Source organism: Geodermatophilus siccatus, assembly GCF_900103785.1.
GTDB classification, from domain to species: domain Bacteria; phylum Actinomycetota; class Actinomycetes; order Mycobacteriales; family Geodermatophilaceae; genus Geodermatophilus; species Geodermatophilus siccatus.
The window spans coordinates 233,688-256,929 of record NZ_FNHE01000005.1 but is presented as its reverse complement, the minus strand read 5'-3'; the positions used below and the strand labels follow the sequence as shown (position 1 = coordinate 256,929).

The following is a 23,242-nucleotide window of genomic DNA, read 5'->3' as shown; positions in this document are numbered from 1 at the left end:
TGCGGCGTCTGCCGGTCAGCCGACCGAGTCGAAGTAGGCCTGGGCGCCGGGGCAGGTCTCGATGAAGGCGACGTCGCCGGCCGTGGCGGGGTCGAGCTCCTCGGCCGCCGGGTGGACCGTGAGCAGCTGCTGCTTGTTCTCGAAGATCGTGCGGGTGATGTCCTGCTGCAGCTGCTGGTCCATGTCCTCCCGGACGACCAGGATGTTCGGGGACACCACCTGCGGGGAGGGCTCGGTCTGGCCCTCGTAGGTGTCGGCCGGGATCTCGTCGGCGAAGTAGTAGTCGCCGTACTGCTGGGCCATCTCGTCGACGTAGTCCGCGGTCGGGAGGAGCACCAGCTCGTCGGTGCTGGCCAGGTCGACGATCGCGCCGGTGGGCAGGCCGCCGGACCAGAAGCCGACGTCGACGGTGCCGTCCTGGATGGCCGCGACGGTCTCGGCGACGCCGAGCTGGGCGCGCTCGATGTCGGCCTGCGGGTCGATGCCGGCCGCCTGCAGGATGCGGTCGGCGGTGACCTCGGAGGCCGAGCCGACGGCACCGACCGACACCCGCTTGCCGCGCACGTCCTCGATCGAGGTGATGCCGGTGTCGGCGGTCGTGAAGACGTGGGTGAAGTTGTTGTAGATGTTGCCGAGCGAGCAGATCGGCAGCGGCTCGGAGAAGGTGTTCTCGCCGTTGGCCGCGTCGGAGACGACGTCGCCGAGGCCGAAGGCCAGCTGCGCCTGCCCGGAGGCCAGCAGCTGCATGTTGTCGACCGACGCGTTCGTCTCCTGGACCGTCACGACCGTGCCGTCCAGCTGCGAGCTGAGCAGGTTCGCGATGCCGCCGCCGTAGGGGTAGTAGACGCCGCCGGTGCCGCCCGTGGCGAAGGTCAGGGTGCCGCCGGCCTGCGCGCCCTCGCCGCCCGTCCCGCCGCCGGAGTCGCCTCCGCCGCAGGCGGTGAGCAGGAGGGTCGCGGCCAGAGCCGTGCCGAGCAGCCGTCGGACCGGCCGGGCGGGGATCGGGGTGGAGGTCATCGTTGGCCTTCCTGGTGGGTGCGGTCGTCGGCTCCCCGGGTCGGGCTCCTCCTCGTCCGGACGGGCTCGGGGTGGAGCCGTGCGGTCGGTCGCCGAGTGAAGCAGCTCACAGATGCGCTTGTCTACTGTTTACGATTTGTGCGACGCTCCCGGTGCACACCGAGGCGGGAGGTCGATGACGCAGGTGTCCGGCGCCGACCACATCCAGGCCGTCCCGCTGCGCGAGCACGTGTACGGGCGGCTGCAGGAACTGCTCATCTCCCGCACGCTCGCGCCCGGTGACCACCTCGTCGAGGAGCGCCTCGCCGCCGAGCTCGGGGTGAGCCGCGGGCCGGTGCGCGAGGCCCTGCAGCGGCTGCACCGCGACGGCTGGATCACCCTGCGACCGCGCCACGGGGCCTTCGTCAACCAGCCCACCCGGCAGCAGGTCGAGGAGTTCTTCGAGGCCCGGGAGGTGGTGGAGCGCTCCGCCGCGGAGCTGGCCGCGCAGCGGTGCACGCCCGAGGACGCCGAGGCGCTGCTCGCCATCTGCGACGAGGCCGACGCCGACTGGGCGCGCGGCGTCCCCACCCAGCAGATGGCCGGGCACACCGCGCGGTTCCACCGCACCGTGCTGCTCTGCGCGCGCAACCACCTGCTGCTGGAGTTCGGCGAGCAGCTCTCCCAGCGCAGCCGCTGGTTCTTCGCGCCGCTGGTCGGCACGATCGCGCCGCGCGCCTGGGCCGAGCACCGGGAGGTCGCCGAGCTGATCGCGGCCGGCCGGGCCGCGGAGGCCGCCACGGCCATGCGGGTGCACGTCGAGAGGTCCCGCGACTCCTACCTCGACACCCAGCTCGTCGGCGACGCCGGCACCGAGCCGGTCGCCTTCCGCCGCACCCGGGCGCCGTCGGGCTCCCGGGCCGGCGCTCCGGCCCGCCGCCCGCACCTGAGCCCGCCCATCCCCCGAGCATCGGAGACCCTGTGAGCCCTGGACGCGTCGTGCTGGTGACCGGAGCCTCGAGCGGCATCGGCCGGGCCTGCGCCGAGGCATTCCTCGCCGGCGGCGACCGGGTGGTCGCCGCCGCCCGCCGCACCGAGCGGCTGGCGGACCTGCGCGCCCGGCACGGGGACGCCGTCCTGCCGCTGACCCTCGACGTCCGGGACCGCGCCCAGGTGTCGGCCGCCCTGACCTCGCTGCCCGCGGAATGGACGCCGGTCGACGTGCTGGTCAACAACGCCGGGCTGGCCGCCGGCCGCGGGCCGATCCACACCGACGACCCGGACGACTGGGACCGGATGCTGGACACCAACGTCCGCGGCCTGCTCAACGTCTCGGCCTGCGTGCTGCCCGGGATGGTCGAGCGCGGCGCCGGGCACGTCATCAACATCGGCTCCAACGCCGGGCGCGAGGTCTACCCCGGCGGCGCGGTGTACTGCGCCACCAAGGCCGCGGTCGAGCGGATCACCCGCGGCATGCGGATGGACGTCCTCGGCAGCGGGGTGCGGGTCAGCCAGGTCGACCCGGGCATGGTGGAGACCGAGTTCTCCCTCGTCCGCTTCGCCGGCGAGGAGGCTCCGGCGAGGGCCGTCTACGAGGGGATGACGCCGCTGGCGGCCGAGGACGTCGCCGACGTCGTCACCTGGATCGCCGACCGGCCGCCGCACGTCGTCGTCGCCGACGTCCTCGTCTACCCGGTCGACCAGGCCGGCTCCGGCAGGGTCGCCCGCCGCGGCTCGTGAGGTCCCGCTGACCGCGATGTCGACGCAGGAGGTGCCCGCCCGGCGGCGCCGGGACTTCCCCGGCTGGCGGATGGTGTGGGCGCTGGCGGTCACGGAGACGGTCGCCTACGGGGTGCTCTTCTACTCCTTCGCGGTCTTCCTCGTGCCGATGCGGCGCGACCTCGAGGCCAGCACCGCGCAGCTGTCCGGCGCGCTGACCCTGGCCATGGCCGTCACCGGGGCGGCGGCCGTCGGCGTGGGCCGCTGGCTGGACCGGTACGGGGCCCGCTGGCTGATGACCGCGGGCAGCCTGCTCGGCGCGGCGTGCGTCGTCGGCTGGTCCCAGGTGCGCAGCCTGCCGCAGCTGTACCTGGTGTTCACCGGCATCGGGCTGGCCTGCGCGGCCGTCCTCTACGAGCCGGCGTACGCGGTCATCAACACGTGGTTCCGCCGCGACCGGCGGGCCGCGCTGCTCACCCTCACCGTGGTCGCCGGCTTCGCCTCCACCGTCTTCCTGCCGACGTCGCAGGCGCTCATCGACGCGCTCGGGTGGCGCGGCGCCCTGCTGGTGCTGGCCGGGCTGGTGGCGCTCTGCGCGGTGCCGCAGGCGCTGGTGCTGCGGCGCTCGCCGGCCGACCTCGGCCTCGCCCCGGACGGCGACGCGGCGTCCCCCCGGCCCGCTGCGGAGCCCGGTCCCAGGCTGCCGGCGGCCGACCCGCCCGCCGCCCCGGCCGACCCCTGGAGGGACCCCGCGGTGCGCCGGCTGACCCTGGCCACGGCGCTGGAGATGCTGGCCATCACCGCCGTCGCCGTGCACCTGGTCGCCCACCTGCTCGAGCGGGGCGCGCCCCCCGCGCTGGCCGCGACGGCGGCCGGTGCGCTCGGCGCGATGTCGGTGGCCGGGCGGGTGGCGTTCACCGCGCTGGCCGGGCGGTGGGGCACCGGTCCGGTCAGCGCGTCGCTGATCGCCGGTCAGGCGGTCGGCGTCGGGCTGCTGTTCGCCCTGCCCCAGCCGGTGTCGACGGTGCTGTTCGTGCTGCTGTTCGGAGCCGGGTTCGGCGTGATCCACATCGCCCGCCCGGCACTGCTGGGCAGCTACGTGCCCGCCGCCGTCTTCGCGTCGGTCTCCGGCGGCCAGGCCCTGGCCGGGCAGCTGGGCCGGGTGGTCGCCCCGGTCGCGGCGGGCGCGCTGATCGAGGTGGCCGGGTACGGCGCGGCGTTCGGTGCGGTCGCGGCCTGCACGCTCGCCGCGGCCGCGCTGGTCCTGTCGGCCGAGCGGGCCGCCGCCCTCACCCCGGGGCGGACCGCTCCCCGGTGACCGGCCGGGCGGTCCCGGCGGCGCGCACGGCGTCGTCGTCGAGGCCGAGCCGGCGCAGCGTCTCCTCCGTGTGCTGGCCCAGCGCGGGCGCGCCCGGGAGCACGGGGGCGCCGCTGCGCCCGAAGGTCCACGGCAGCCGGGCGTGCACGAGCGTCCCCTCGGTCGGGTGCTCGACGGTCTCGAAGAAGCCGACCGCGGCCAGGTGCTCGTCGTCGAAGAGGTCGTCGACGGTGTTCACCGGCATCACCGGGACGTGCCGCTCGCGCAGCACCCGCAGCCAGTGCGCGGTGGGACGGCGGGCGAGCTCCTCGTCGACCAGCCGGTACAGCTCGTCGATGCGGCGGGTGCGCCCGCGGATGGTGGTCAGCTCCGGGTCGTCGGCGAGGTCGGGCCGGTCGACCAGCCGGAAGAAGTCCCGCCAGTGTGCGTCGGTGTAGAGCAACACCGCGATCACGCCGTCGGCGGTGCGGTGCGGCCGGCGGTAGGGCGAGGCCGTGCGGGCGTAGCCGGTGCCGTCGGTGCGGCCGGCGTACACCCGGGCGCCCTGCTGCTCCATGAGCAGGAAGCCCGCCATGGACTCGAACATCGGCACCTCGACGGCCTGACCGCGGCCGGAGACCGACCGCTCGTGGAGCGCGGCGAGGACGGCGGCCAGGGCCATGACCCCGACGGTCTTGTCGACCACCTGGGTGCGCACGTACTGCGGCTCCCCGGTGCCGCCCTGGACGGCGGCCAGGCCCGAGACGCCCTGGACGACGTCGTCGTAGGCCGGCTCGTCGCGGTACGGGCCGGCGGAGCCGTAGCCGACGGCGGCGCAGTGGACGACCCGGGGGTTGCGGGCCAGGACCGTCTCGGCGTCGACGCCGAGCCGGGCGGCGGCCCGCGGCCGCATGTTGTGCAGGACGACGTCGGCCTCGTCGACCAGCCGGTCGAGGGCCGCCCGCCCGGCCGGCGTCGTCAGGTCGAGGACGACGGACTCCTTGCCGCGGTTGAACGTGAGGAACGCCGGACCCAGCCCGGAGCCGTGCTCGTCGCCGACGCCGCGGATGATGTCGCCGCCCGGTGGCTCGACCTTGACCACCCTGGCCCCCATCTGCGCCATGAGCACCGCGCAGTACGGACCGAGGAACGTCGACGTCAGCTCCACGACGGTCAGCCCCGCGAGCGGGCCCGGCGACGGCGGCACGGCGTGTCCTCCTCGGGTCGGCGACGGGAGTCGCAGCCTGCCAGAGCGCCGCCCCTCCGTTGCCACCCGGCGCTCAGGACAGCAGCGGCGCCAGCTCGGCCGCGCACTCCCGCGCCGGCTCCAGCTGCTCCACCGGCACGGCACCGCGGGCGCTGGTCACCACCACGCCTGCGACCAGCTCCCCGGTCGCCGAGCGCACCGCGACCGCGAGGCACGCCGTCCCCGGGTGCAGCTCGCCCGCCTGCTGCGACCAGCCGCGCGCACGGACCTCGTCGAGGCAGGCGTCGAGCCGGTCCGCCGTCGCCACGGTCGACGGCGTCAGCCGCGTGAGCCGGGACGGCGGCAGCAGCTCGCGCCACTCCGGCTGCTCGGCGAGCAGCAGCCGCCCCGCCGCGGTCGCGTGCAGGTGTCGCTCGACGAGGGACGCCGAGGCCAGCGGCATGTCGGGGTCCTCGTCGACGACCCGCAGGCTGGTCGCCGTGTACAGCACGAGGTGCACGCCTGCCCGCACCCGGCCGCGCAGCCCGGCGAGCACCGTGCGTGCGGCCGACGGCACCCGGACCGGCGCGATCGCCCCGGCCAGCCCGGCCACCTTCCGGCCCAGCGCGAACCCGCGCAGGTCCGGGAGCCGGACCAGGTACTCCTCCCCCACCAGCAGGTTGAGCAGCCGGTAGGCCGTCGCCGGTGGCAGCTCGAGCGACTCGGCGACCTCGCGCGCGGTCACCCCCGCCCCGGCCGTCGCCACCGCCTCGAGCACCGCCAGCGCGCTCTGCACCGCCTTGGGCTGGCGGCCGGAGAGCCCCCCGTCCGGGCTCACCGGTGCGGACCGACGGGGAGGGAGCCGGGCAGGACGCTCGACTCCGTGGCCTGGTCGTACACGCCCACCGCGGCCAGCCGGGCGGGACGGCGCAGCCGCAGCCACCCGATCCACAGCAGCCCGACGACGAGCAGTACCAGGTACACCACCGAGAGCGCGCGCCCACCCGCCAGCGGCCCACCCGCCAGCGCCACCACGAGCACGAGCAGCCACAGCACCGCGGCGGCGATCCCGCCCACGAGCGGCGCGGCGGTCAGCTCCCCGATCCGCCGCAGGAACAGCGGCGCGGCCAGCGACACCAGGACGTACGCCAGCACGTAGCCGAATGCCGACACGGTGAGCGTTCCGGCCAGCACCGCTCGCGCCCCCGTCCCGGCGAGCAGCAGGAGCACGGGCACCGCCACGAGCACCGGCAGCACCGCGGCCAGCGCGACGTGCGGCGTCCCGAACCGGCGGTGCGTGCGCCCGAGGGCAGGTGGCAGGACGCCCTCGCGACCCATCGAGAACAGCACCCGCGCCAGCGCGTTGGTGGAGCCGGTGACGCAGGCGAAGAAGGACGTCGCGATGCCGACGTCCAGCAGCTTGCCCAGTGCGCCCACCGGACCGGCCAGCTCGGCCACCGGCACCGGGCTCATCAGCAGGTCCAGCGGCGCCTGCCGCAGCAGCACCACCTGCGCCCACGCCGCGAACAGGAACAGCGCCCCGGCCACGACCGGCGTCCACCGCACCGCCCGCGGGACGGCGACCAGCGGCCGCTGCGCCTCGACGCCGAGGGTCCCGGCGCTCTCGAACCCCATGAACGCGGTGACGCCGAGGACGACGCCGACGGCGATCCCGCTCCAGCCGGCCTCGCCATCCACGACCGGCGCGGCGGAGCCGGGACCGCCGTCTGCCGCGACCAGCAGCGCCACCAGCACGGCGAGGACGAGTGCGATCGACACGACCTCCAACGCCAGCGCCAGCCGGGCCGAGAGCTGGATGCCCCGCACCGTGCACCAGCCGGCCAGCCCGCCCAGCAGCAGCACCAGGACGGCCACGGAGCCCGGTGGCAGGCCGAACAGGGCCACCACGTACAGCGCCGCCCCCACCAGCGCGGACATCGCCACCGCCGCGTAGCCGACCGCCAGCGACCAGCCACCCAGCAGGGCGCCGGCGGGCCCGAGCCCCTTGGCCGTGTAGCTGTAGACCCCGCCGACGGCCGCCATGCGCAGGGCGAACAGCGAGAGGCACCAGCCGACGAGCAGCACCAGCACGGTCGCTGCGGCGATCGCGGGGAGGGTGGCCGCACCGCTCGCCACGAGCACCAGCGCGGGCACGGTCACCATCGCCGCCGACGGGGCGAGCGCGCTCACCGACTGGGCCAGCACCTCGGGGAAGGACAGCCGACGGCGGAGCAGCCCCGCCACCGGTGAGGCCGGGGGCAGCTGCACGGGCCCTCTCCGCGATGCCATGTCGGCGGCCGATCCCTCCCGTACGGGGCGGCCACGCTGCGGGGCCGCTGGTGGCGGCACGCTAGTGCGACGCCGGGTCCCGTGGGGGTCACGGAGCGGCGTCCCGAATGAGAAAGAGGTGACCGGCGTCTCATTCGGTGTTACACCGATGTTGCGCAGATGTTTCGGGCGTGTGACCACGCGGGTGAGGGGGGCGGTCAGGCTCCTCGGCGTCGCGTCCGCACCGGCAGCCCGGCGCTGCCGTTCCCGGGAGGTCGCCATGGCCACCGTCTCCGACCCGCCCCCGAGCGCACCCACCCGGGCGTCCGCGCCCGGCGACACGAGCCCCGGCGACACGAGGCCCCACCGGCTCGCCGGCCGGCTCGGCCCCGGCGCCATCGTCTTCATGGTGGTCGCGGCCGCCGCCCCGCTGACCGTCATCGCGGGGTCGGTGCCGATCGGTATCGCGGCGGGCAACGGGGCCGGCTACCCCGCCATGTACGTCGTCGCGGGCGTCGTCCTGCTGTTCTTCGCCGTCGGCTTCACCGCGATGACCCGGCACGTGCCGAACGCCGGCGCCTTCTACTCCTACGTCGGCGCCGGGCTCGGCCGCGGCCCCGGCCTGGGCGCCGCGCTGGTCGCGCTGATCAGCTACGTGACGGTGCAGGGGGCCGTCTACGGCTACATCGGCTTCCTGATCGGCGACCTGGTGGCCGGCTACGGCGGGCCCAGCCTGCCGTGGTGGCTGTGGACCGCCCTCGTGCTCGCCATCGCGGGCGTGCTCGGCTACCGGCACATCGAGCTCTCCAGCAAGGTGCTCGGCGTCCTCCTCGTGGCCGAGGTCGGCATCGTGCTGGTGCTCGACGCGTTCGTCGTCGCCCGCGGCGGCGGACCCGAGGGCCTGTCGACCGCGTTCCTCCGCCCCGACGACGTCCTCGCCGGTGCTCCCGGCCTCGGCCTGATGTTCGCCATCGCCGGCTTCATCGGCTTCGAGGCGACGGCGATCTTCCGCGACGAGGCCCGGGACCCCGACCGCACCGTCCCGCGGGCGACCTATCTGGCGCTGGCCATCATCGCGGTCTTCTACACGGTCTCGTCCTGGGCCATCGTCAGTGCATGGGGCGACACGGCGGTCGTCGGGCAGTCGGCGGCCGACCCGGGCGGCATCGTCATCGCGACCGCGCAGCAGTACGTGGGCACCGCGGCCGCCGACGTCATGAACGTGCTGTTCGCGACCAGCCTGTTCGCCGCGGTCCTGTCGTTCCACAACGTGCTCGCCCGCTACTTCTTCTCGCTGGGCAACACCGGCGTGCTGCCCGGCGCCTGCGGCCGCAGCCACACCCGCCACGCCTCGCCGCACGTGGCCTCGCTGGTGACGACCGTGGTCGGCGCGGTGCTCATGGCCGTGTGCGCGGCCGCCGGGCTGGACCCGGTGCTGGAGGTCTTCACCTGGCTGGCCGGCATCGCGAGCGTCGGCATCGTCCTGCTCATGCTGCTGGCCTGCCTGGCGGTGGTCGTCTTCTTCCGCCGCACCGGCCTGGACCGGCGCCCCTGGCACAGCCTCGTCGCGCCGTCCCTCGGCCTGATCGGGCTGGCGCTGGTGCTCGTGCTCCTCGTCGACAACCTGCCGCTGCTCATGGGCGGCTCCACCGCGCTGGGCGTGGGCGCCGGGGTCCTGCTCGCCGCCGCACTGGCCGGCGGCTGGGTGCTCGCGCTGCTGCGCCCGCAGGCCGCCCGCTCCTTGACCGCCGCCGGCCCCGCCGACGCCGCTCCGCAGATCTGAAACCGAGAGGACTGGAGGAACCGTGACCCTGACCGCACCCCCCACCGCCACCCACCCGCTGGCCCGGCTCACCGCGGAGGAGATCACCGCCGCGACCGCGATCGTCCGCGACGCAGGCCTGGTCGAGGAGAGCAGCAAGTTCGTCTACGTGGGCCTGGAGGAGCCGCACAAGCGCGACGTCCTGGCCTGGACGCCGGGCGACCCGGTCGAGCGTCGGGTGCGCGCGCTGCTGCTCGACCGTGCCACCGGCAACGGACGCGACCTGACCGTCTCGATCACCGGCGGGGAGGTCGTCAGGGACGACGAGATCGACGGCGTAGCGGACGGGCAGGTGCCCATCCTGGACGCCGAGTTCGAGGCGATCGAGCCGATCCTCGTCGCCGACGAGAAGTGGGCTGCCGCGATGGCCAAGCGCGGCCTGGACGTGGCGAACGTCCGTTGCGTCCCGCTGTCGGCCGGCTCCTACTTCCCCGACGAGCACGGCCACCGCATCGTCCGGGTGCTCGGCTTCCACCAGGCCGACCCGACCGACCTGCCGTGGGCGCACCCGGTGGACGGCGTCGTGGCCTACGTCGACATCACCCGCGGGGTGACGACGGCGGTGCACGACCACTTCGACCTGCCCGTCCCCGCCGAGCGCGCCGACCTGACCCCCGACGTGCACCCCTCGCCGGTGCGCGACCTGAAGCCCATCGAGATCACCCAGCCCGAGGGGCCGAGCTTCACCGTCGAGGACGACGTCGTGCGGTGGGCCGGGTGGGAGTTCCGGGTCGGCTTCGACGCCCGCGAGGGCCTGGTGCTCAACCAGTTGTCCATCGACGGCCGCTCGGTGGTGCACCGCGCCTCGATCGCCGAGATGGTGGTGCCCTACGCCGACCCCTCACCCGTGCGGTTCTGGCAGAACTACTTCGACGTCGGCGAGTACGTCTTCGCCCGCTACAGCAACTCCCTCCAGCTGGGCTGCGACTGCCTGGGTGAGATCCACTACTTCGACGCGGTCATCGCCGACGAGGACGGCGCCCCCCGGACCATGCCCAACACGATCTGCCTGCACGAGGAGGACTACGGCGTCGGGTGGAAGCACACCGACATGTTCAACGAGATGGCCGAGACCCGCCGCTCCCGGCGCTTGGTGATCAGCTTCTTCACCACGATCGGCAACTACGACTACGGCTTCTACTGGTACCTCTACACCGACGGCACCATCCAGCTGGAGTCCAAGGCGACCGGCATCGTCTTCACCTCCGCCTACCGGGGTGAGGAACACCCGTACGCCACCGAGATCGCCCCCGGGCTGGGCGCGCCGTTCCACCAGCACCTGTTCTCCGCGCGGCTCGACATGGCCGTCGACGGGGTCGGCAACACCGTGCACGAGGTGGACGCCGTCCGGGTGCCGATCAGCGACACCAACCCCCACGGCAACGCCTTCACCCGCAAGCTCACCCCGCTGACCCGGGAGTCGGAGGCCCAGCGGGTCACCGACGCCACCGTCGGGCGGACCTGGCACATCGTCAACCCGTCCAAGACCAACCGGCTCGGCCAGCCGGTGGGCTACGCGCTGCACCCGGAGAACAGCCCGGTACTGCTGGCCGACGACGAGTCCTCGATCCACCAGCGGGCGACCTTCTCCACCAAGAGCCTGTGGGTCACCGCCTACGACCCGGCCGAGCGGTATCCGGCCGGCGACTTCGTCAACCAGCACCCCGGCGAGGGCGGGCTGCCGACCTTCGTCGCCGACGACGCCCCGCTCGAGGACGCCGACGTCGTCCTCTGGCACACCTTCGGGCTGACGCACTTCCCGCGGCCCGAGGACTGGCCGGTCATGCCGACCGACTACTCCGGCTTCACCCTCAAGCCGGTCGGCTTCTTCGACCGCAACCCGGCGCTGGGGACGCCGAGGTCCGCGTCGTCCCACTGCGCCTCGGACGACGCGTGACGGCGGCGGTGGCCGCCTCCGTCCGGGCTCCCGGGCTCGGGCGGGTGGCGGCGGGGCTGGCGCTGGGCTCGGCGGTCGTACACCTGCTGCTGGTCGACGCCACGTCGCTCGGCGCGCTGGTGATGGCCGGGATGGCACTGGCCTGCCTGCCGTGCGCCGCGCACCTGTGGCGGGCGCCGACCGGGGCGGTCTGGGGCCTGGTCGCGGCGGTGGACGCCGGGATGCTGGCCCTGCACGCGCAGATGCTGGCCGGCGCCCACCACGCCGCACCGGCCGCGCCGCTCATGTGGCTCGGCCTGGTGCTGGTCCTGGCGCAGCTGGCCGTCGCGGGCGTGGCGGGTCTGCGCCGCTGAGCCCGCTGCTCGGCGCCCCCGGCCTGTGCGGAGGCCGGGGGCGCCGTCGCGTCGGGGCGCTGCACCGCGCGTCGTCGGTGGCCGAGCCGCGGCGGCGGCCCGGCCGGTGCGACGGCGCCCACCGCTGAGGTCCCGGCAGCCTCCGGCCCTGATCCCGGGGAGAGCAGTGCACGGTGTGCCCGGAGTGACTCCCGTGCGCCCGCCGACGCCGGCCGGCCGCAGAGCGCGCCGTACCGTGGGCGGCAACGGGAACGGGGGGCGACCCGGCGGCCGGAGGACTGAACCCGTCCCGGCCCGAGACGGTGCAGGGCATGCTGCGCGAGCCGGACGCCATCCGCGCGACGCTCGGGGCGGACGCGCTGGTGCAGCCGGCGCTGCTGGGGATGTGGCTGCAGAAGGTGGAGGACCTGTCACGGTGACGACGGAGCTGGCCGCGGCCCCGGCACAGGTGGAGACGGCGGCCGCGCTGGGCGACGCGCTGGTCGACGCCTGGGGCAGCTGGGGCCCCAACATGACCCCCGACGCCGCGCGGTCCGCGTTCATCAGCGACCGCTCCGGCGTCCCGCAGGTCTACATCCAGGACATCGTGCTGGACGGGCAGCAGCCCGCGGCGCGGCACATCAAGCTCTCCGACGACCCGGTGACCAAGGTGCGGTGGGCCGCCGACAGCGGCTGGCTGACCGTCGAGGTGGCCACCGACGGCGGCGTCCGGACCGCGGTGTGGGTGGTGCGGCCGGACGGCTCCGACGCCCGCCGGGTCGCCGGGGACGCCGAGACCCACGCCGAGCTGGGGCCCTGGACGCGCAGCGGGCACCGCTTCGTCGTCACCTTCCCGGGCGCGACGGAGGGCGCGCCGACGTGCTGCTACCTCGCCGATCCGGCGACCGGCCGGCTCGACCCGCTGGCCGAGGGCGAGCTGATCCACGTGCTGGACGTGTCGCTGGAGGAGCGCTTCATCGTCGTCCGCGACGGCTCGCGCGGGCAGCAGTTCGTCGTCGTCGTCGACCGGCTCACCGACGAGGCCCTCAGCGTGCTGCCGCACGGCGCGACCGGCTCCACCGACGTCGCGCTGATCCGCCCGGCGCCCGAGGACCACTCCGGGCCGGTCTACGTGTACCTCGCCTCCGACGTGGGGCTGCCCCGCCGGCAGCTCATCGGCGTCCCGTTCGGCCCCAACGGCTGGCGCGGCGAGCCGCGGACCCTCGCCGCCCGCGACGACGCCGAGCTGGAGTTCGTCGACGCCGACGACGCCGGCCGGCTGCTGCTGCTGGTGTGGAACGTCGCCGGCCGCAGCGAGCTGGAGCTGATGGACACCGCCACGGGTGGGCGCACCCCGATCACCGGGCTGCCCGGGCTGGTCGCCGCCGACCCGGTCCTCAGCCGCGACGGCTCCAGCGTGGTGCTCGGCGTGCAGGGGCCCACCCGCCCGCGGGAGCTGTGGCACCTGGACACCACGACGCACGCCTGGACCCGGGTCACCTCCGCGCCGCCCCTCCCCCGGCAGCGGCTCGTCGTCCCCCGGCTGGAGACCTTCCCCGGGCGTGACGGGCTGCCGCTGACCGGCTGGCTGTACCGGGCGCCGGGTCACCTCAAGGAGCCCGGGCCGGTGGCGATCTACCTGCACGGCGGCCCGGAGGCGCAGGAGCGACCGGTCTTCGCGCCGCAGCACCAGGCCCTGGCCGCCGCCGGCATCACGGTGTTCGCACCGAACATCCGCGGCTCGTCCGGCTTCGGGCGGGAGTTCGTGCACGCCGACGACCTCACCGGGCGCTACGCGGCGTTCGCCGACGTCCTCGCCGCGGCCGACCACCTCGTCGCCGCCGGGGTCGCCGACCCGGACCGGATCGCGGTGACCGGCCGCTCCTACGGCGGTTACCTGACGCTGGCCTCCCTGGCCTTCTCGCCGGGGGTGTTCGCCGCCGGCGTGGACGTCTGCGGCATGTCGGACCTGGTGACCTTCTACCGGGACAGCGAGCCGTGGATCGCCGCGGCGGCGGTGTCCAAGTACGGCCACCCCGAGCGCGACCGCGCGCTGCTCGAGGACATCTCACCGCTGGCCTCGGCCAACCTCATCGACGTCCCGCTGCTGGTGGTGCACGGCGAGCACGACACCAACGTGCCGATCGGCGAGGCGCACCAGATCGTGGCGGCGCTGCGGGCGCTCGACCGGCCGGTCGAGTACCTGGAGCTGCCCGGTGAGGGCCACGACTACCGCCGGGCGCACTCCCGCAAGCGGCTGATCCGCACGATCCTGGGGTTCCTCACCGCCGCGCTGGACGGCGCCCGCAGGTCGTAGCCCGGGTCAGCCGCGGTCCGCGGCGCCCAGCGGGGTGCGGGTCGTCGCGTTGCGGGTGTCGAGCAGCCCGTCCAGCGCCGCGGTCAGGTCGGCGGCCGAGACGTCGAGAGCCCCGTCGTCGGTGCGCTCGGCGGCGAACAGCGCCGCCCGGCGGCCAGCAGCCGCTCCTCGTGCCGGGCGACGTCCACGACCTGGCGCTCGATCTCGGCGAGCGCCCCCGCGGGCAGGACCAGCTGACCGGCCTCCAGCTGCGGCCGCCGGTGAACTGCAGCGGCGTCTGCCCGTGGCCGAACGCCTCCTGGTCGAGGGAGAGGACCTGGCCGCGGAAGACGTCCTCCCGGTCGGCGGCGGCGCGGATGCCGCGGACCGCGGAGCGCGCGGCCCGGGGTCGGCCGACAGGGCCTGCGCCGAGACCCGCGTCAGCCCGGACCCCGGCTCGGCGCCGCGCACCAGCAGCGCCGTCCGCACGTCCCCGTCGGTCGTCAGCACCGGCGCGCAGCGCAGGCAGGCGCGGGTGGCGCCGTCCGGGCCGCTGGGCAGGTCGACCGTCGCGGCGTTGCCCGGCCGCAGGCCGAACGGGTGCGGCTGGTCGCCCGTGGTGAGCAGCTCGGGCCAGGCCGAGGTGCTGGTGGCGGAAGTCGAGGACGCCGACCGTGTCGCTGCTGCGCCCGCCCACGGACCTCCCCGTCCACCCACGTGATCGGCCGCAGCCCGGCAGCTCTGTGAGCGGCGGACCAGCGAGTCGGACTTGCCCGGGACGGCGGCGCGGCGGGAGCCTGCCCGGGTGAGCGAGGACCCGTTCGACCTGGAGCGGTTCGTCCGGGCCCAGGACGGCGGCGTGCACGGGCAGGCGCTGCGCGAGCTGCGGGCCGGCGCCAAGCGCGGTCACTGGATGTGGTTCGTGTTCCCGCAGGTGGCCGGGCTCGGGCACAGCCCGATGGCGCAGCGGTACGCCGTCAGCGGCCTGGACGAGGCCCGGGCGTACCTGGCGCACCCGGTGCTGGGCCCGCGGCTGGTCCAGAGCGCGCGGGCACTGCTGGAGCTGCCCGGGGACGACCCGGAGCGGGTGCTCGGATCGGTGGACGCGCTCAAGCTGCGCTCGTCGATGACGCTCTTCGAGGCCGCCGCGCCCGGCGAGCCGGTGTTCGGCGAGGTGCTGGAGCGCTACTACGGCGGCCGGCGGGACGAGGCGACCACCACTCGGCTCTGACGAGCGGACCCGCGCGGAGTCGACCACCCTGGTCGGGTGAGCGAAGAGAACAGCGGCTCGGGCTACGTCACCTCCGGGGAGTTCACCCGGGACACCAACTACATCCCCGACCGGATCACCGCCGACGGTGCCGGCGGGTGGCCGGTGGAGGCCGGGCGCTACCGGCTCGTCGTCGCGCGGGCCTGCCCGTGGGCGAACCGCGCGGTCATCGTGCGCCGGCTGCTCGGCCTGGAGGACGTGATCTCCATGGGCATGTGCGGGCCGACCCACGACGAGCGGTCCTGGACCTTCGACCTCGACCCCGGCGGGCGCGACCCGGTGCTGGGCTACGAGCGGCTGCAGGAGGCCTTCCTCGCCCGCTTCCCCCACTACGACCGCGGCATCACGGTGCCCGCGCTGGTCGACGTGCCCACCAGGCAGGTGGTCACCAACGACTTCCTGCAGATGACCCTGGACCTCTCCACCGAGTGGACGGCGTACCACCGCGACGGCGCGCCCGACCTCTACCCCGAGGCGCTGCGTGACGAGATGGACGAGGTCATGCAGCGCGTCTACACCGAGGTCAACAACGGCGTGTACCGGTGCGGCTTCGCCGGCTCGCAGGGGGCCTACGACGGAGCGTACGACCGGCTGTGGACGGCGCTGGACTGGCTCGAGGAGCGGCTGTCGGGGCAGCGCTACCTGATGGGCGGGTCGATCACCGAGGCCGACATCCGGCTGTTCACCACGCTGGCCCGCTTCGACCCCGTCTACCACGGCCACTTCAAGGCCAACCGGCAGAAGCTGACCGAGATGCCGGCGCTGTGGGCCTACGCGCGCGACCTGTTCCAGACCCCGGGGTTCGGCGACACGATCGACTTCCCGCAGATCAAGGAGCACTACTACGTCGTCCACGCCGACATCAACCCGACCCAGGTCATCCCGCAGGGCCCGGACACGTCGAACTGGCTGACCCCGCACGGCCGCGAGGAGCTGGGCGGCCGGCCCTTCGGCGACGGGACGCCGCCCGGGCCGCCGCCCGAGGACGAGCGCGTGCCCGCCGACCACGGCCCCGGCGGCCTCGGCCACCGGTGACCCTGTTCGAGCTGACGCCCGACCGCGCCCTCACCGCCGTCCCGGCGACGACGTTCGCGGCCGAGGGCGTGTGGGAGCGCGCGGACCTGCAAGCGGCGATCCGGGACCGCATCGACGTCCTCGGCGACGACCTGCTCGTGGTGGCCGAGGAGTTCGGCGACTTCGACGTCAAGCGGCGGATCGACCTGCTGTGCGTCGACCGCGCCGGGCAGCTGGTCGTCGTCGAGCTCAAGCGCACCGAGGACGGCGGCCACATGGAGCTGCAGGCGCTCCGGTACGCCGCGATGGTCTCGGCGATGACCTTCGACCAGCTCGCGGCCACGCTGGGGCGGCACCTGCGGGCGGTGGGCTCCCCCGACGCCGACCGGGCGCGCGAGGTGCTCGGCGAGTGGCTGGAGGACGTCGGCGGCGAGGACGCCGTGCTCGAGCGGCGGGTGCGGATCGTGCTGGTGTCGGCCGGGTTCGACAGCCAGATCACCACGACCGTGCTGTGGCTCAACGACGTCTACGACCTCGCCGTCACCTGCATCCGGATGACGCCGTACCGGGTGGGCGAGCGGCTGGTGGTCGACCTGCAGCAGCTGATCCCGCTGCCGGAGGCCGCCGAGTACACCGTCGGGCTGCGCCGCCGCGAGGAGGCCACGCGCGCGGCGGCCTCGGGGTCCGGCGACGGCCGCGACCTGACCCGGTACGCGGTCACCGGGCCGTCGGGCAGCAGCGCGTTCCTGCCCAAGCGGCGGGCGCTGCTGCTGCTCGTGCACCAGCTGCACGCCGCCGGGGTGGCGCCCGAGGCGATGGCCGGGGTGATGCGGCGGTCGAAGTTCCTGCCCGTCGAGGGTCGGCTGACCGGCGACGAGCTCGCCGCCGCGTTCGTCTCCCGCTACCTGAAGGCAGAGCAGAACCTGGGGCGGTGGTTCCTCGACCAGCCCCTCCTCGACGGCGAGCGCACGTGGGTGCTGTCGAAGACGTGGGGCATCGGCACCGTCGAGGTGATGGACGCCCTCACCGCCCTGGCACCGGGCTCGGGCATCGAGGTCGTCCCCGACGACGGCGGGCCCGAGAACTGACGCGGGGCCGGCCCGGACGTCGTCCGGACCGGCCCCGTCGTGTGGCCTACTCGCAGCCGACCCCGTCACCGTCACGGTCGAGGTGGCGGCCGTAGCCAGGGTCGCCGACGCGGACGGGAGCCGCGCCGGCGGCCCGCGCCTGGGAGCAGTTGGCGTAGGAGGCGCTGGCCGAGACCTGCGGCTCGGGCTCGACGACCGACGCGGTGCCGGCGCCGGACGACACCGACCCGGAGGACGAGGACGACGAGCCGGACGACGAGCCGCTGCTCCTGCTGCTGGCCGCCTGCTCGGCCGCGCGCAGGGCGCTCTCCCGCGCGGCGAGTTCCTGCTCCCGCCGGTCGAGCGCCGTGGTGCGCTCGCCGATCGCCGCGTCCTGCTGCTCGACCTGCGCCTGCGCCGCCGCGGCCGCCTGCCGCACCCGCTCCTGGGCGTCGGCCACCTCGTCGCTGAGCTCACCGGCCTCGTCCTGCGCGGTGTCCAGCTCCGCCTGCAGCGACTGGTACTGCGGCGTGGTGGTCACGTCGGCCCCGTTGCTCGCCCCACCGACGCCGATGCCGAACAGGAAGGCCACCAGAGGGATCACCCACAGCAGCCACCTCCGCCGCTTGCCGGCTGATTGCTCGGCGGGCGGCTGGAGCGGTAGCTGCATGGTCTGCGTGGCCTGCCAGGGCGGCATCGGGCTCTGGTGGTTCGGGTCGGTCGGCATCATCGCTGTCCCCCGTCATCGGACGTGCAACGGCACCGTACGTGCGCGCCCGACCCTCGGTGTGCCTGCTGACCGGAGCTGCGTCGGCTGGTGCGAGTGAGCTGCGTGAGCCGCTGGCAGAGCCGGGCGTGCGGCGTCGACGGTCGTGTGGACGGGCGTCGTCCTGTGGACGGCGGACCGCACCGGCGGTGGCCGCGGCGAGGTCCCAGACGTGACGACTCCCCGCTCGCCCAGGTCCCCGTCCGCTCGGCCGCCGAGCTCACGCAGCGCTGGGCCGACCTGCTCGACCCACCGGTCCTCGCCGCCCGCAGCCTCTGGCTGTCGTGGCTGCACGAGGACGGCACCACGCTGCCGGTGGTCATGCCGGTGGACGAGGTGCCACGGGCGCCGGACCGTCCGCACGACCGCGCCGCCCGCAACGCCGGCGCGCGGGTCCCTCGATGCCGCGGCCCGGCTCGGCGTCGAGCAGGCTGGGGAGGTGGCTGACGGTCCGCCCCTGTCCCTGCCCAGCGTCGGACCTGACGCGGTGCCCTGGGACACCGCGCTCGCGGCGGTGCTCGGATACGCGCGGGGACGGCGGGCGCTGTGGTTCCGCTCCCCGGGCCACCCGGAGGGTCGGTGGGTGCGGGTCCCGGCCTTCGGCTACGAGCGCTTCGACTGCCGCCCGCGGGTCGCCGGACCGTTGGGCGACGACGACGTCCTCGTCGCCGAAGGGCTGCACGGCCGCCTGGACCCGGCGGGCTGGGCCGCGGTCCGCTCCGCGCTCGACGAGGCCGGCCCGCTGGCCGACGCCGTGGCGGTGCGGGCGGACGGTCGGGCGTTCTGGGAGCTCCCGCCCGGGGAGCTGTCGGTGCTGGAGGAGCCGGGCACGGTCGGCGCCGGTCTGCGGAGCATCGGCCGGCACGGTCCCGGACTGCACCGCGACCACCTCTCCGCGGCGCTGCACCACCGGCGTCCGGACCTCGTGCCGCTGGTCGGCAGCACCACCCGCCGCCAGTTGCTGCCCCACGTCGAGGAGGGCGACAGCGGGCTGGAGGCGGTCGTGCACCGGGAACTGCTGGCCAACGCCGAGGCCTTCGGTGCGCTCGAGACCGCGGCGTCCGGACTGCTGACCGCGACCGGGGGCGTCCCGCTCACCCGGCTGAGGCTGCACGACGTCCTGGTCTGGCTCAGCGGCAGCCTCCGGCTGGCGCACGCCGTCGCCCTCGGCAGGCAGACCGCGGAGTGGACGGCGCTCTCGGCCTGACCCGTGCGTCCAGGATCCCGGACCGCCCATGCCGCCCCCGGTGCCGACGGAGACGGCGAGCAGGGCGGCTCGGGCGTGCGGCACCCGGGTCGACCGCGGCGGCGGGTTGCTCGTCGTGGTGCCCTGGAAGTGGTCCCGGCACGGGAGCGACAGGGCAGCCAGCACGAGGCCCGCCACTCCTCCGTGGGGACGGCGCCCGGCGCCACCTCGACGGGCGCTGACCGTGATCGCCTGCGCGCGGGCAGCCGGCAGCCGACCGGTGCCCGGGGGTGGGCGTCGGTCGGCTACCGGCTGGAGTGGGTGGCGGTCAGGCGGCGGTGGCCAGGGGTGGGCCGGTGCGCTGGGGTCCGGTGCGGATCTCGGTGCCGTCGGGTCGCCAGGTGCGCCATCGGCCGTCGGGTCGGCGCTCGACGCGGAAGCCGTGGTGGACCTGGGTGTGGTGCCGCTCGCACAGCAGCGCGGCGTTGGCCAGGTTCGTCTCTCCGCCGTCGACCCAGGCCAGCAGGTGGTGGACGTCGCACCACCAGGTCGGCGCCGCACAGCCGGCGAACACGCACCCGCCGTCGCGCACCTCGGCGGCCCGGCGCACGTGGGCGGGGAACAGCCGCACCGTGCGGCCGTGCTCCAGCGGCACCCCGCCGGGGCCCAGCACGATCCGGGTCACCTGCCCGTCGCAGGCCAGCCAGCGGGCCCGCGCCGCGGAGATGGCCGCCCCAAAGCCGGTCTTGGCCGCGCCGCGACTGGTGGCCGGGTCGACCAGGTCCTCGATGCCGACCGTCACGACGACCTGCGGCTTGTGCCCGCGCAGCGTCGGCAGCGACCCGGCGGCCAGCTGGTTGTCGCACAGCTGCACCAGCGCATCGGCCAGCCGCTGCGCCCGGGTCCGCTCCTCGGCGGCCCGGCCGGCCTGCACCAGGGACTCCAGCGCCGCCTGCAGCCTCTCCCCGCCCACCGCGTCCAGGTCGAACCGGCCGCTGACGCTCCCATCCGCCTGCTTGGCCAGCACCAGCCGGCGGCCCTCGGTCGGATCGGGCTCGGGACCGTCCTCATCCAGCCGGTCCAGGTAGTGGGCCACCGCCTTGGCCACGTCGGCGTGCGGCCGCTCGCACGCCACGCCGGTGAGCAGTCGGTCGACCACGGCCAGGTCGACGTCCTGCCCAGCGGCCAGCGCGAGCGCCTCGGGCTCGGCCACCCGGGCGATCACCCCGGCCTGCTCACCGGTCACCTGCCCGGCGGCGCACGCGGCGGCCAGGCCCGGCAGGTGCGCCAGCGCCCGGCCGGTGCGCACCACCCGGGCGGCCTCCGCGACCGCCAGGTGACCGTGCCCGCGCAGCCAGGAGGCCATGGACCTCAGCCCGTCGACCTCCGCGGCACCGGACACCTCGGCCTTCCGCACCGTGCGGGCGACCTCGGCGGCGAGCCGGTTCTGCGCGGCCAGCAGCGGGCCGCAGCCGCTCCAGCAGCGCCGGGCCGAACAACGGTGCCAGGTCCTCGGCGGCCAGGGCGTCGAGCGCGGCCATCAGGTCGTCCACGACACCTCCCACCGGATCGATCAAGTGTTCGAAGTCTAGCGCGTCAAGAACGCCGCCGCAGCACGAATCCCCAGCTCAGCCGCCTGTCCACAGATGTGGCGAGTCCCTTGACATCCTCAGCACCCGGGGACGCTCCCCGGCGGGATCCCACTGGGCGCCCCCCGTCCACTGGGCGCCCCCCGTCCACTGGGCGCCCCCCGTCCACTGGGCGCCCCCCGTCCACTGGTCGCTGCGGCACAGCTCGTCGTCACACGATTCGGATGCGCAGCCGTCGGAACCCGCGGCCCTTGTTCTCCATCTTGACCACCTCGACCCGGCCGACCATCGCCGTCGAGGCCACGTGCGTGCCACCGTCGGCCTGCAGGTCCAGGCCGACGATGTCGACGATCCGGACCTCCTCGATGTCGGGCGGCAGCAGGTCGGTCGCCGTCCGGATCAGGTCGGGGATCGCGTAGGCCTCCGCACGCGGCAGCGTGCGCACCTCGATGCGCCGGTCCGCGGCGATCTCGGCGTTGACCGCCTCGGCCACGCGGTCCTTGAAGTCGGCCGGCACCTCGGCCAGGTCGAAGTCCATGCGCGCGGTCAGCGGCTCCATGTTGCCCCCGGTGACCTTCGCGCCGAAGTCGCGCAGGACGACGCCGGTGAGCACGTGCAGGCCCGAGTGCGTCCGCATCAGCGCCGTCCGCCGCTCGTCGTCCAGCGCCCCGCGGACGGCGGTGCCCGGGGGCGGCACCGGGTCGCCCTCCACCGGGATCAGGTACAGCTCGTCGCCCTTGCGGGTGCCGGCGATGCGGGTGCGGACGCCGCCCCACAGCAGCACGCCCTCGTCCGGCGGCTGCCCCCCGCCGCCCGGGTAGAAGGCGCTGCGGTCGAGGACGATGCCCTGCTCGGGATCGGCCGCGACGACCGTCGCGTCCCACTCCCGGACGCTGGCGTCGGTCAGGTCGAGACGGTGGGTGTGCCCGTGGTGGTCGCCGGCGGTGGTCACACCGGCATGCTGCCCGTTCCAGGCGGACGGCGGCCACCGTCGGCGGCCCGGGCCCGGTACGGCGACCCCACGCCACCCCTCCGCCCCGGCCCGTCCCCGGGTGGTCAGGCTTCGGCGTGGGCCGCTCCGGTACCGGTCCGGACGACCGTGACCGGGCAGGGGGCGTGGCGCACGACCTGGTCGCTCACCGAGCCGAGCAGCAACCCGGTGAAGCCGCCGCGGCCGCGGGCGCCGACCACGAGGAGGTCGGCGCGCACCGCCGACTCGATCAGCCCGCGCACGGCGGTGCCGTGGGTGGCGTGGCAGGTCACCGACAGCCCGGGGTCCAGGCGGGCGGCGGCCACGTCGGCCTCCAGGTCGGCCCGCACCGCCTGCTCGAAGTCCTCGAACGGGGGGATGTAGCCCGGCGCCCACGTCGCCGGCTGCGGGGCCGTGGTGATCTTCCAGGCGCGCAGCACGTGCAGCGGGAAGCCGGCGCGAGCGGCCAGGCGCGCGGCCCACTGCAGCGCCTCCTGAGCGCACGCCGACCCGTCGTGCCCGACCAGGACCCCGCCTGGGACGTCGGCCACCCGGGTCACGCCCTCGTCATCGAACTCCACGTCGATCTGCTCGGTGTCGATCTGCTCGGTCATGGACGCAACCTATCGTCGTCGCGACGCCACCTCGCGTGGCCGGGGCCAGGTCGTCCACGACCGTCGACCCGCCCGCGAGCAGGACGCCCATCCCGTTCGGACGGGTGCAGCCGACCGTGGCCGGGCTGGATCGTCGACAGCCACGTGGGGCCGGGATGACGAGCGTCCTCCCGGCCCCACGTGGCCTCGTCCGATCCCACCCCGAGCCGGCTGACAGCGGGAACGGGGAAAGGTGGTGTTTTCTCAGTCGGCCAGGCGCTGGGTCAGCCAGTGGTGGAACTCCCCGATGTGGTGCTCGGAGGGGACCAGGACCCCGCCGTGGGCGTAGGCCCGCGAGGACATGGCCGGCTGGGTCCGCTCGCAGGCCTCGAAGTCCTGCTCGTTGACCCGGTGGAACAGCTCCACCGACCGGGACACGTCCTTGCCGGACTCCACCACCTCGCGGGTGTACAGCCAGTCGCACTCCACGATCGTCCGGCTCTCCGACACCGGGAACATCCGGTGGAAGATCACGTGGTCGGGCACCAGGTTGACGAAGACCGTCGGCCGCACGGTGATGGCGTAGTAGCGGCGGTCGTGGTCCTCGTCGACGCCGGGGAGCTTGTCGAAGCCCTCGCCGCCGTCGACGGTGAAGCCCTGCACGTCGGCGCCGAACTCCGCGCCGTGCCCGACGAAGAACTGCGCGGCGTAGCCGTCGGCGAACTCCGGCAGCACCTCGGTGAGCTCGGGGTGGATGGTCGCGCAGTGGTAGCACTCCATGAAGTTCTCGATGATGAGCTTCCAGTTGGCCTGCACGTCGTAGGTGATGCGGCGGCCCACGGTGAGCGCGTCCAGCTCGTAGCCGTCGATGGACTCCCGGCTCCCGAGGCGCTCGGCGATGGCGCCCATGACGTCGTCCTCGAACGACGGCGGCTGCTCGGCCAGGCACACCCAGGCGTAGCCGAGCCACTCCC

21 protein-coding genes are annotated in these 23,242 nt (G+C 75.0%); 12 read left to right on the top strand and 9 right to left on the bottom strand.

Annotated features, from left to right (window positions below):
• Positions 1-15: 15 nt before the first annotated feature.
• Positions 16-1,017, bottom strand: coding sequence for a TAXI family TRAP transporter solute-binding subunit (locus tag BLS21_RS11915; protein WP_091218232.1), 1,002 nt, complete (start codon positions 1,015-1,017; stop codon positions 16-18).
• 175 nt (positions 1,018-1,192) lie between these two features.
• On the opposite strand from BLS21_RS11915, the gene BLS21_RS11910 reads away from it, so the two are divergent.
• The 3 genes from BLS21_RS11910 to BLS21_RS11900 are packed head-to-tail and all read left to right on the top strand — an operon-like array spanning position 1,193 to position 4,033.
• Positions 1,193-1,981 (top strand): GntR family transcriptional regulator, encoded by a 789-nt coding sequence (locus tag BLS21_RS11910; RefSeq protein ID WP_091218229.1) that lies wholly within the window; start codon positions 1,193-1,195, stop codon positions 1,979-1,981.
• Positions 1,978-2,736, top strand: coding sequence for an SDR family NAD(P)-dependent oxidoreductase (locus tag BLS21_RS11905; RefSeq protein WP_091218226.1), 759 nt, complete (start codon positions 1,978-1,980; stop codon positions 2,734-2,736). Before BLS21_RS11910 ends, BLS21_RS11905 begins: the two co-directional genes overlap by 4 nt.
• A gap of 16 nt (positions 2,737-2,752) precedes the next feature.
• Positions 2,753-4,033, top strand: a complete 1,281-nt coding sequence (locus BLS21_RS11900) for an MFS transporter (protein WP_245700336.1) — start codon at positions 2,753-2,755, stop codon at positions 4,031-4,033.
• Here the strand turns inward: BLS21_RS11900 and BLS21_RS11895 are convergent.
• The 3 genes from BLS21_RS11895 to BLS21_RS11885 all read right to left on the bottom strand — a co-directional run bounded on the left by BLS21_RS11895 (position 4,005) and on the right by BLS21_RS11885 (position 7,466).
• Positions 4,005-5,219 (bottom strand): CaiB/BaiF CoA transferase family protein, encoded by a 1,215-nt coding sequence (locus BLS21_RS11895; protein ID WP_091218224.1) that lies wholly within the window; start codon positions 5,217-5,219, stop codon positions 4,005-4,007. The genes BLS21_RS11900 and BLS21_RS11895 overlap by 29 nt on opposite strands.
• A 73-nt stretch (positions 5,220-5,292) precedes the next feature.
• A complete protein-coding gene (locus BLS21_RS11890) occupies positions 5,293-6,036 on the bottom strand; it encodes an IclR family transcriptional regulator (RefSeq protein WP_091218221.1) in 744 nt (247 codons plus the stop codon).
• Positions 6,033-7,466, bottom strand: a complete 1,434-nt coding sequence (locus BLS21_RS11885) for an APC family permease (RefSeq protein WP_217636100.1) — start codon at positions 7,464-7,466, stop codon at positions 6,033-6,035. The genes BLS21_RS11890 and BLS21_RS11885 overlap by 4 nt, the downstream gene beginning before the upstream one ends.
• Positions 7,467-7,746: 280 nt before the next feature.
• Here BLS21_RS11885 and BLS21_RS11880 point away from each other — a divergent pair, with 280 nt between their 5' ends.
• The 7 genes from BLS21_RS11880 (at position 7,747) to BLS21_RS11845 (ending at position 17,185) form a co-directional block, all read left to right on the top strand.
• The gene (locus tag BLS21_RS11880; RefSeq protein ID WP_091218216.1) at positions 7,747-9,249 is read left to right on the top strand and encodes an APC family permease; all 1,503 of its coding nucleotides are present in this window, start codon (positions 7,747-7,749) and stop codon (positions 9,247-9,249) included.
• A 22-nt stretch (positions 9,250-9,271) separates the two neighbouring features.
• Complete coding sequence (locus BLS21_RS11875) at positions 9,272-11,185, top strand: primary-amine oxidase (protein WP_091218214.1); 1,914 nt, start codon at positions 9,272-9,274, stop codon at positions 11,183-11,185.
• Positions 11,182-11,538, top strand: coding sequence for a hypothetical protein (locus BLS21_RS11870; protein WP_091218211.1), 357 nt, complete (start codon positions 11,182-11,184; stop codon positions 11,536-11,538). Before BLS21_RS11875 ends, BLS21_RS11870 begins: the two co-directional genes overlap by 4 nt.
• 415 nt (positions 11,539-11,953) lie before the next feature.
• Entirely contained in the window at positions 11,954-13,834 is a 1,881-nt protein-coding gene (locus tag BLS21_RS11865; RefSeq protein WP_091218208.1) for a S9 family peptidase, read from the top strand.
• A gap of 784 nt (positions 13,835-14,618) precedes the next feature.
• A complete protein-coding gene (locus BLS21_RS11855) occupies positions 14,619-15,044 on the top strand; it encodes a DUF1810 domain-containing protein (protein WP_091218201.1) in 426 nt (141 codons plus the stop codon).
• Between the two features lie 36 nt (positions 15,045-15,080).
• Positions 15,081-16,118, top strand: coding sequence for a glutathione S-transferase family protein (locus BLS21_RS11850; RefSeq protein WP_091218198.1), 1,038 nt, complete (start codon positions 15,081-15,083; stop codon positions 16,116-16,118).
• Entirely contained in the window at positions 16,115-17,185 is a 1,071-nt protein-coding gene (locus BLS21_RS11845; protein ID WP_091218194.1) for a PDDEXK family nuclease, read from the top strand. Before BLS21_RS11850 ends, BLS21_RS11845 begins: the two co-directional genes overlap by 4 nt.
• 46 nt (positions 17,186-17,231) lie before the next feature.
• On the opposite strand, the gene BLS21_RS25560 is transcribed toward BLS21_RS11845, so the two are convergent.
• Positions 17,232-17,891, bottom strand: a complete 660-nt coding sequence (locus BLS21_RS25560; protein WP_245700334.1) for an excalibur calcium-binding domain-containing protein — start codon at positions 17,889-17,891, stop codon at positions 17,232-17,234.
• Between the two features lie 478 nt (positions 17,892-18,369).
• Here BLS21_RS25560 and BLS21_RS11830 point away from each other — a divergent pair, with 478 nt between their 5' ends.
• Positions 18,370-19,137, top strand: coding sequence for a hypothetical protein (locus tag BLS21_RS11830; protein WP_091218191.1), 768 nt, complete (start codon positions 18,370-18,372; stop codon positions 19,135-19,137).
• Between the two features lie 307 nt (positions 19,138-19,444).
• Here the strand turns inward: BLS21_RS11830 and BLS21_RS11825 are convergent, their stop codons facing one another.
• Positions 19,445-20,518, bottom strand: a complete 1,074-nt coding sequence (locus tag BLS21_RS11825) for an HNH endonuclease signature motif containing protein (protein WP_342705718.1) — start codon at positions 20,516-20,518, stop codon at positions 19,445-19,447.
• Between BLS21_RS11825 and BLS21_RS26330 the strand changes: the two genes are divergently transcribed.
• Positions 20,481-20,708 (top strand): hypothetical protein, encoded by a 228-nt coding sequence (locus tag BLS21_RS26330; protein WP_342705719.1) that lies wholly within the window; start codon positions 20,481-20,483, stop codon positions 20,706-20,708. The genes BLS21_RS11825 and BLS21_RS26330 overlap by 38 nt on opposite strands.
• Before the next feature lie 208 nt (positions 20,709-20,916).
• On the opposite strand, the gene BLS21_RS11820 is transcribed toward BLS21_RS26330, so the two are convergent.
• The 3 genes from BLS21_RS11820 to BLS21_RS11810 form a co-directional block, all read right to left on the bottom strand.
• Entirely contained in the window at positions 20,917-21,657 is a 741-nt protein-coding gene (locus BLS21_RS11820; protein WP_091218188.1) for an alanyl-tRNA editing protein, read from the bottom strand.
• 104 nt (positions 21,658-21,761) lie between these two features.
• Complete coding sequence (locus tag BLS21_RS11815; RefSeq protein WP_091218185.1) at positions 21,762-22,289, bottom strand: universal stress protein; 528 nt, start codon at positions 22,287-22,289, stop codon at positions 21,762-21,764.
• 243 nt (positions 22,290-22,532) lie between these two features.
• A partial coding sequence (locus tag BLS21_RS11810; RefSeq protein WP_281241932.1) for an RHO alpha subunit C-terminal catalytic domain-containing protein occupies positions 22,533-23,242 on the bottom strand: 710 nt, incomplete at its 5' end.

What these genes read in the sequence shown, in the direction of transcription:
- BLS21_RS11815 (WP_091218185.1), bottom strand. Translation starts at nt 22,289, where the DNA reads ATGACCGAGCAGATCGACACCGAGCAGATCGACGTGGAGTTCGATGAC.
- BLS21_RS11915 (WP_091218232.1), bottom strand. Translation starts at nt 1,017, where the DNA reads ATGACCTCCACCCCGATCCCCGCCCGGCCGGTCCGACGGCTGCTCGGC.
- BLS21_RS11880 (WP_091218216.1), top strand. Translation starts at nt 7,747, where the DNA reads ATGGCCACCGTCTCCGACCCGCCCCCGAGCGCACCCACCCGGGCGTCC.
- BLS21_RS11910 (WP_091218229.1), top strand. Translation starts at nt 1,193, where the DNA reads ATGACGCAGGTGTCCGGCGCCGACCACATCCAGGCCGTCCCGCTGCGC.
- BLS21_RS11900 (WP_245700336.1), top strand. Translation starts at nt 2,753, where the DNA reads ATGTCGACGCAGGAGGTGCCCGCCCGGCGGCGCCGGGACTTCCCCGGC.
- BLS21_RS26330 (WP_342705719.1), top strand. Translation starts at nt 20,481, where the DNA reads ATGGACCTCAGCCCGTCGACCTCCGCGGCACCGGACACCTCGGCCTTC.
- BLS21_RS25560 (WP_245700334.1), bottom strand. Translation starts at nt 17,891, where the DNA reads ATGCCGACCGACCCGAACCACCAGAGCCCGATGCCGCCCTGGCAGGCC.